Raw genomic sequence first — 7,466 nt, 5'->3', positions numbered from 1 at the left:
TTACCAAGCGGGTAATCAATTCCGCAAGCTCTTCTGTAAACATGACGGACGGGGCAATGGTTTCTTTCATCTTTGTCGGCCTGAGGTATTTCGCAAAATTACCATTATGACGGGATTTTTATGCCTGCGGTATCCCTAAGGGAAGAATATCAAAGCAGGATGTCAATCGTTCATTTTTCCCCAAGTTTGTTTGGCTTCGTCTAATTTTTGGTCGATAAATTCGGCTAAGGTCCCAGCATCAACAAACCAACGAGACTTTTGTCCCCCAATTCGAACACAAGGGAATGGAAGTTGTTGTTTAGCTGCTTTGTTTTTAGCAGTTTGCACATCAATGTCTAGGAACTTTGGGGCAACCAACTCTAAAGGGATCTGTGCTGTACCAAACTCGGCCAGTAAAGCGAAGTAGGTTGATACTTTCATAGGAGTATTTCTTGAGTTCAACTTTTACAAACACAGCACACATTATGCTCCAGTTCATTATTAATTAACTTCGCACTGCGACAATGGCTACAACGCACTAATTTAAGAACGCCGACATCTAGCCACTTTGAAATTGTCCAAGCATCTGAGAAATCAAGCAGTGGATAAGCGTTTGATACGGATTTGATATACGAACAGTAACGTCGATAACCATTAATCTCACGTCTTGCACAGTGTCGACGATTCTCAAGTCGAAAAAAAACAGCGCAAAGCGTGGCCTCTTTAAATTTTGAAAAACTTTTACTCATAAATTGAGGTGACGTTCTTATCGGACCGCTCGATGGGGAGCGTTGATGCATTTCCACAAACGCCTTGCGAAGAATTGCGGGTGACAAACCAGTTTCCTTGGCTACGATGGATATCCGTGGTTTAAGAGACAGTAGTTCCACTGCTAAGGCGTATCGATTAAGCGTATCCAGGTTCATAGATATCCTCTAAATCGCCAACGATATTCAAAAAGATATCAATCTCAGACGCATCAAGTTCAGCCAATTTTTCTGTAAATTCTGGAGAAAATCGTGGTTCAAAACAGACAATACCGGCATTGGCAATCCGACGAATCAGCTCAATGTCCATATTTGCAAAGAGCTCTGCCATGCTGTTGTTGATACCAAAAATAAGTTGCGCCGTCGAACGATCGCGTCTTGATAACTCCCTTGCCTTGATCAGCAGCTCACAGGTTAAGTCCGATATATCTCCGAATGACCTTGTCTGACGCGCGGCAAGTTTGTCCATATAAGCACTTGTTTGATCACAGGCTGCTTGATAAGAAGAGAGGTGTTCATCTTTGAGATTGATTAATCTCAGCCGATTATCTAGGGCATGACTGCCAAACTCGATGACGAGGGGGAAAATAAAATCCTGAAAAAAAAGTGGCGAGACATTTGCAACGCCGTCAAAGTCAACCAAACATTCATCTTCTGAATTAATCAATTTTTCTGTAATGATTTTGGAAAGCCGGGTGCCTTGATTAGTCAAGATGTCACGCTTGAAAAGTCCTTTTAAACAAATCATAAGTCACCCTTGTTCAAGGGTGTTTCGATGGGTGATTTTTTCTTTCTTTTCGTCCTATGTATCCGTGGCCGTGTGTGTAATTGCTTCCATTTTTGTCGGCCTGTAGAGTCGGAAGTCGCGTCACATAGCGGACAGAACTTGTAGGGGTCTGGAAATTCTCTGATAGCGACATACGTTGAATGACATCGACTGCACGTCATTCCGCAGAGGTATGACATGCTGATCTGCTGGCCTATATGCCAAGCTCTATTGATGTTCAGAATCTTTGGTTTGTCCATTAACGTCTGTTCGTAAAGTGTATAGGCTGCGAGATAAATTTCGCCCTTGCACGCTGTGGTGTTTCTGGAGATTTTTTGAAAAATGTTGAAGTAAATCGATGCGTGCAGGCAGTTTTCGGGTGACTTTGTGATCCAGTCGGGATCGTAGGGCAATAAGCCGGCCTTAGGTCCATGGCCGTGAATTTCTTTATGAAACTGGAGCGCTGATGCCTTGGAGATTTGGCATACCGCTCTGACTATCGAGGGACGGCCTCCTTTTTCTATAATGCCTTTAGCCAGATCTAGTTTCCTTTTTAGCCCCAAAATGTCGCTCTCTTTTGGTGTTAGTCGCAGATGTGATTCCGTCATTTTGCCAAGCTCCCTTTAGGTATGTGTCGTCACCGGCAATAAAGCGGCAAGAATGTTGGGTGGAGTGGTTGATGGTGTCGCAGTGACCGGTAATATCGTAAATACGGCTCTACCGCACTCCGCCAGTTCCTTTAGTCCCTCAAGCGACATACCTGATATTCTCTCGATTTCCACAGCATTCAGATTGAATTTCCAAATGGCATCCATAGGATGATGCCGCGCGCATTCACGAACCACCATCAAAAACTGGAAGTTAATATTTTTTAGGTCGTCGTTAACAAGATTCATGTTCGTTTATCCCGGTAGTTGTCTGATTAAATTTTGAATGAGAGCAAATGAAAGACATAGCTCGAAAGATTGCAAAAACACGAACAAACCTGCGCAACTCTTTATTTGTCTGGCTTGCAGCTCATTCAAAAAACAATCATAGGGATAAAAATAATGTAAGGGCTCAAAAGGGTAAAAAACCATATTTTTTTGAGGTTTTTGAAAAAATTAAAGCGTTAAACCTCAGCCTGCATTTCGAAATCAAAAGAGGCCGAAAAACCGCGTCTTTCACCCCGATGTAAAAGATTTTTTTCTCGTAAGATTTTAGTCACGTCAACCGTGAGGGAAATTTATGAGAAAAGTCGTTGTAAAAAAGGGTGGCAATAATGCGTAGCTTTTTTGGCTCCCACGCTGTCACGGCGTTGCCATCAAAAAAATTCAATCACTAAAAGGATAAAACCATGGCAATACCCTTGATGAAAGGCGGCAACATCAGCCTGAGCAAAACCGATCCATTCCTGAAAAACATCATCGTCGGATTAGGTTGGGATGTTAGAGAAACCGACGGGGAAACCTTCGATCTCGACGCATCCATCTTGATGGTCCAAGCGGACGGAAAAGTGCGATCAGACCGCGATTTCATTTATTACCATCAGAAGGATTCTGCTTGTGGTGCCGTCCATCATACCGGTGACAACAGAACCGGAGCGGGTGATGGTGACGACGAATCCATTCTTGTGTTTCTCGATAAAGTCCCGGCTGAAATCCACAAACTGATTGTTTGTGTGTCTATTTACGAAGCCGACAAAAACAAACAAAATTTCGGTCAAGTCTTTAATGCTTTTATACGACTGGTTAATAAAGAGTCGCAGCAAGAAATCACCCGTTATGACTTGAGCGAAAATGCCTCAACTCAGACCGCGATGATCTTTGGCGAAATTTACCGTTATGAAGGGGAATGGAAATTCAGAGCCATAGGACAAGGTGTTAAAGGCGGCCTTACAGAATTAATCAGAATGCACGGTATCAATGCATGAATTCATTAATACCTTTCAAACTGTTGTTGCTTTTGTTCTCCTGTGCCCTCTGTGGTGCTTTGGGCGGTTATTATGCCGCCGCTTTTTCGCCTATCCCCGCACAAATCGCCGTGGTTGATGTTAAGGCGCTGGTCATGAAAGCCGTCGAAAAAAATGCAACTCAGACGGAAGACGACGCCAAGGCATTAACGGCACGAGTAAAAGCCACTACCGATAAATTGGTTCAACAGGGTGTCGTTGTAATGGATGCCCAATCTGTTATTAACGCACCCGAGGAAGCTTATGTCAGCATTGAATGACCAACAATCTTTAATGCTTGATCGTATTATTAAAAGAAGCAAAGCCTTTGGCCCCATTCTGGTCAAGCACATCAAGTCCCACGCCATTACCTGGGCGCTGTTGGTTTCGCTTTACGGGGTTGTACACGCCAACTACCGGCTGGCTATGAACCAAACGCCAAGTCTTCCTTACACGCTGTTTCTGATTTGTCTCAATGACACAGTGGAAACAGGCGGACTGATTGCGTTTAAGTGGCACAACGGCGATCCCTATCCAGAGGGATATACGTTTACAAAACGACTACTCGCGAGCCCTGGCGATATTGTGACCAAAAAGGGCCGTGACTTTGTTGTGGGCGATCGAACGCTGGTGGGGAAAAATATCGGATTAAGCCTGAAAAAACTGTTCCCAAACGATGAGCTGTGGGAAGGCAAGAACACCCTTCAACTCAATAAATACTTCGTCGCCGGCGACCATGAATACAGCCTTGATTCACGTTACAACCTGCTCGGATTAGTGGATAAAAAAGATGTCATTGGCCGCGCGTACCCGATTTTCTAGTTGTTTCCTTGCAGTATTGATGCTGCACCTGTCGTCCTCAATCGCAAATGCGGGCGAGGACGATTTTTTCATCAAAGAGATCATGAAAGAACAGCAACCCAACATGAATCGTCAGTTACCGGACTGGTTAAAAACCAAACCGGCGGCACTCAGTCCGGTTTTTGAGCAGCTATTGCGCGAAGGAAACAACGGACGCCAAATCAATAAAGAGGGAGTTGTGAATATTGAAAAATCGCAAAGTCCAGGAAAGCCGATACAAGGACGCTGGATATTTGTGTCAATGGGCATGCCCAACCAGGAACTTAAAGCGGCTGCAGAAGAGGCCGCAGCGACAAAATCATTGCTGGTGTTTCGTGGCGTAGAAAAAGGCGGAGACACAGGCACGATCACCCGTAGACTTTACGAGGTGGTTAAAGAGGTTAAGCCGGTACCAGGCGCTGTAATCGACCCCACACTATTCACTCACTTCAATGTTCAAGCGGTTCCCACGATGATTGAAACCAATGCGGATGGTGAAACGCGCACTGCTCGCGGATTACCCGGATACAACTGGATGTCCAAACAGGACGCTGGTGACCTCGGTCAAAAAGGTCCAGTATTCGGCATCGCTGAACCCGACATGATCGAAGAGATGCAACGCCGCATGGCCGAATTTGATTGGGAAAAAGAAAAGAAACATGCGATCGATAATTTCTGGGCGCAGCAAAAGGACTCGGTAGGATTGCCTGTGGCCGAGAAAAACAATGAGCGGCGCATTGATACTTCCATCGTTTCAACGCAGGACATTTTTCACCCCGACGGCAGACTAATCTTTAAAAAGGGGCAGACGATAAATCCGCAGGCCATTATGCCGATGCGTCACGTCTACATCCTGTTTGACGCCACCAACAAAAAACAGGTTGAAATCGCCAAAAAAATCGGCGACGAAATGCTGGCAAAGCAAAAGCCGGTAGTTTACTTATTTTCCAAGATGGATACCGAGAAGGGGTGGGAGCATTATAACCAGACGACAGAGTTGATGAACGCCCCCATTTACAAGCTCAACAAAACCATCATTGAACGATTCCAGATTCAGGCGCTGCCTTCGGTTGTTGAAGGACTAGGCGATACTATCCTGGTCAGGGAAATTGACGCCAGGGTGCTGAACTGATGCGAATTATTTTTACCCTTCATGTTTGTCTCGCATGCCTGGTTTTTCAAACGGCACCATTAGGGCAAGACGTCACCACAACTGAAACGACGCAAGCTATCGATGCCACCAAACTATTGTGCCCTGATGCCGACTTTTGGGGAAAGAAAATGCTGACTGACGTCTGTTGGTCCTGTTTGTTCCCCGTCCGTTTGCTCGGCATGACAATTTTCGACGAGGATAACGATATACCCGATGGAGCGACTGAAAAGTCATTTTGTACCTGTAGTGGTGACGAAGGGCTTCCTATGCTCGGTATCACGGGAGGCGCCTGGCTGCCGGCGAGATTGATTGAGGTTGTTAGAAAACCTTATTGCTCACCGATACTGGGCGGTACCTCATTCAACAGTGGTGTCAGGCTTTGGGGCGGGCATAAAGAAGTTGAGGGTGATGGCTCTGACAAGACCTATTACAACTATCACTATTGGGCGTTTCCTCTCTACGCCATCTTGCAGCTATTCGTTCAAAACAACTGCAATGCCGGAGGACTTCGCAATCTGGACATGATGTACATGTCCGAATTGGATCCGACCTGGAATGTCGATGAGCTTGCGTTCTTCATGAATCCGGAAGCGGTTGTATTTGCCAATCCTCTGGCTGTTGCCGCCTGCATGGTTGATTGCGCCACCACGACAGCATCAATGCCTATGACATCACTGTTTTGGTGTGCCGGTTGCTGGGGCAATCTGTATCCCTTTACCGGAAATATTGCTTCAGACGCATCGGCACCCCGTGATACCAGTCTTTTAACAGCGCGAGTTCTGGCATCACTTCATCGCAAGGCCTTGGCGCACAAAACTTACGGCGATGACGCCCTCTGCTCGGGTCAGATATACCCCATGATCCCGAAACAGCAGTACAAGCTTAGCACTCTGTTTCCGTTGGCAGAAGCCGACTCGGAACATTTTGAAAGCACAGATGCCAGTGGTGTTATACACAGTAAAATTCTGGATAACTGTTGCCACTGGATAGGCGAGTCAACTTTCAAATGGGGTGAGCATCGCACCATCCCAGGCACGGGCGAAGACTATGTCTACTTGATCTGGCGTTACACAGAATGCTGTCTTACTGGTGATAACGATCATTAAAGAAATTTGAGTCCAATAATGCGATTTATTACCAAACCCATTGCTTCGGCGCTGATTGTTTGTCTTGTTCATAACCCAATAGCCGGTTTTTATTTATGGACCGGGTTGTTATTTTTTAAGCCATTCCCTGCATTTGCGGACGCCTTTTTGGATCAAGCTGCCGAAGGCCAAGCCTTCGGTACCGATTTAATGACGGGCTATAGTATTCCCAACATGAACAGCGCGACTGGAGAGATGACACTCACGAACGGCGCGGTTACCGGCCAAAAAGTGCAGCAAAACGAGCTGTTCCAGGAAATACAGCCAGGATCAATGGATGGCATTTCAGCATCCTATGGTGACGCCGCCACATTTGGCACCCATGTAAATAACGATCTCGGCTCACTCACGACAGGAACATCGACACATGCGTTTGCCTATCAAACCCTGATGGGTGCCAATACATCGATGCCGAATATAGTCAACGATCCTATATGGAAAACATCGGACGACATATTCAGCCTGAAATCGCCATTAATCAATGACCTGTTTAATGGTTGCGAAAAGAAAACCAGTTTTTCCGAGACATCGTGCCCAATCCACATGGAGGATCTGAAGACCTGCAAGAAAACGCTGAAGACAGAGAAATGCAGCGTCACAAGATCCGTGTTATATAGGCCTGTTATGAGTTTTGCAGGCGGGGATGGAAATGTTACCAGCTGCGGTATAGGCTGTGCCTATATAAACGTAGGTACCATTGGGAACAACTACTGGTCAGGGTCGTGTGCTCACTATAACTGGAGTGCTAGTGTTTAATTGCAGAAATAATATATTATATCAGCTATACTAGGCATTATGCCTAGAAAAGCGATAGAAATAACACTGACCACCGAACAAAAACAACAGCTTGAAAAAATAGTCCGCAGTCATAGTGCCGAGCGTCGAC

The 7,466-nt window shown here is 45.7% G+C and carries 12 protein-coding genes; 7 read left to right on the top strand and 5 right to left on the bottom strand.

All coding sequences use genetic code 11. From position 1 onward, the window contains the following. Positions 1 to 162 precede the first annotated feature (162 nt). From Q7V21_RS13600 to Q7V21_RS13590, 5 genes are read right to left on the bottom strand one after another with little or no spacing between them, the layout of a single operon-like run. Complete coding sequence (locus Q7V21_RS13600) at positions 163 to 420, bottom strand: pyocin activator PrtN family protein (protein WP_304917805.1); 258 nt, start codon at positions 418 to 420, stop codon at positions 163 to 165. 17 nt (positions 421 to 437) lie between these two features. Further along, entirely contained in the window at positions 438 to 905 is a 468-nt protein-coding gene (locus tag Q7V21_RS17925) for a FlhC family transcriptional regulator (RefSeq protein WP_370654068.1), read from the bottom strand. After that, positions 886 to 1,494 carry an STAS-like domain-containing protein gene (locus tag Q7V21_RS13595; protein ID WP_304917804.1) on the bottom strand — a complete coding sequence of 203 codons (609 nt, stop codon included), beginning with the start codon at positions 1,492 to 1,494 and terminating at the stop codon, positions 886 to 888. The genes Q7V21_RS17925 and Q7V21_RS13595 overlap by 20 nt, the downstream gene beginning before the upstream one ends. Further along, the gene (locus Q7V21_RS17920; RefSeq protein WP_370654067.1) at positions 1,491 to 2,120 is read right to left on the bottom strand and encodes a FlhC family transcriptional regulator; all 630 of its coding nucleotides are present in this window, start codon (positions 2,118 to 2,120) and stop codon (positions 1,491 to 1,493) included. The genes Q7V21_RS13595 and Q7V21_RS17920 overlap by 4 nt, the downstream gene beginning before the upstream one ends. 15 nt (positions 2,121 to 2,135) lie before the next feature. Beyond that, positions 2,136 to 2,408: a hypothetical protein gene (locus Q7V21_RS13590; RefSeq protein WP_304917803.1), complete on the bottom strand. Its 273-nt coding sequence runs from the start codon at positions 2,406 to 2,408 to the stop codon at positions 2,136 to 2,138. 47 nt (positions 2,409 to 2,455) lie between these two features. On the opposite strand from Q7V21_RS13590, the gene Q7V21_RS13585 reads away from it, so the two are divergent. From Q7V21_RS13585 to Q7V21_RS13555, 7 genes are all read left to right on the top strand, one after another. Then, positions 2,456 to 2,689 (top strand): hypothetical protein, encoded by a 234-nt coding sequence (locus tag Q7V21_RS13585; RefSeq protein ID WP_304917802.1) that lies wholly within the window; start codon positions 2,456 to 2,458, stop codon positions 2,687 to 2,689. A 159-nt stretch (positions 2,690 to 2,848) separates the two neighbouring features. Beyond that, positions 2,849 to 3,424: a TerD family protein gene (locus Q7V21_RS13580; protein WP_304917801.1), complete on the top strand. Its 576-nt coding sequence runs from the start codon at positions 2,849 to 2,851 to the stop codon at positions 3,422 to 3,424. After that, positions 3,421 to 3,723, top strand: a complete 303-nt coding sequence (locus Q7V21_RS13575; protein ID WP_304917800.1) for a hypothetical protein — start codon at positions 3,421 to 3,423, stop codon at positions 3,721 to 3,723. The genes Q7V21_RS13580 and Q7V21_RS13575 overlap by 4 nt, the downstream gene beginning before the upstream one ends. Beyond that, positions 3,707 to 4,264, top strand: coding sequence for a S26 family signal peptidase (locus tag Q7V21_RS13570; RefSeq protein ID WP_304917799.1), 558 nt, complete (start codon positions 3,707 to 3,709; stop codon positions 4,262 to 4,264). Before Q7V21_RS13575 ends, Q7V21_RS13570 begins: the two co-directional genes overlap by 17 nt. Then, positions 4,233 to 5,414, top strand: a complete 1,182-nt coding sequence (locus tag Q7V21_RS13565) for a TrbC family F-type conjugative pilus assembly protein (RefSeq protein ID WP_304917798.1) — start codon at positions 4,233 to 4,235, stop codon at positions 5,412 to 5,414. The genes Q7V21_RS13570 and Q7V21_RS13565 overlap by 32 nt, the downstream gene beginning before the upstream one ends. Further along, complete coding sequence (locus Q7V21_RS13560) at positions 5,414 to 6,541, top strand: TraU family protein (RefSeq protein ID WP_304917797.1); 1,128 nt, start codon at positions 5,414 to 5,416, stop codon at positions 6,539 to 6,541. Before Q7V21_RS13565 ends, Q7V21_RS13560 begins: the two co-directional genes overlap by 1 nt. A gap of 18 nt (positions 6,542 to 6,559) precedes the next feature. After that, positions 6,560 to 7,336 carry a hypothetical protein gene (locus tag Q7V21_RS13555; RefSeq protein WP_304917796.1) on the top strand — a complete coding sequence of 259 codons (777 nt, stop codon included), beginning with the start codon at positions 6,560 to 6,562 and terminating at the stop codon, positions 7,334 to 7,336. Positions 7,337 to 7,466 lie beyond the last annotated feature (130 nt).

It is taken from the genome of Methylophaga sp., assembly GCF_030651745.1.
The sequence above is the reverse complement of the archived record's forward strand: the minus strand, read 5'-3'. Positions and strand labels throughout refer to the sequence as shown.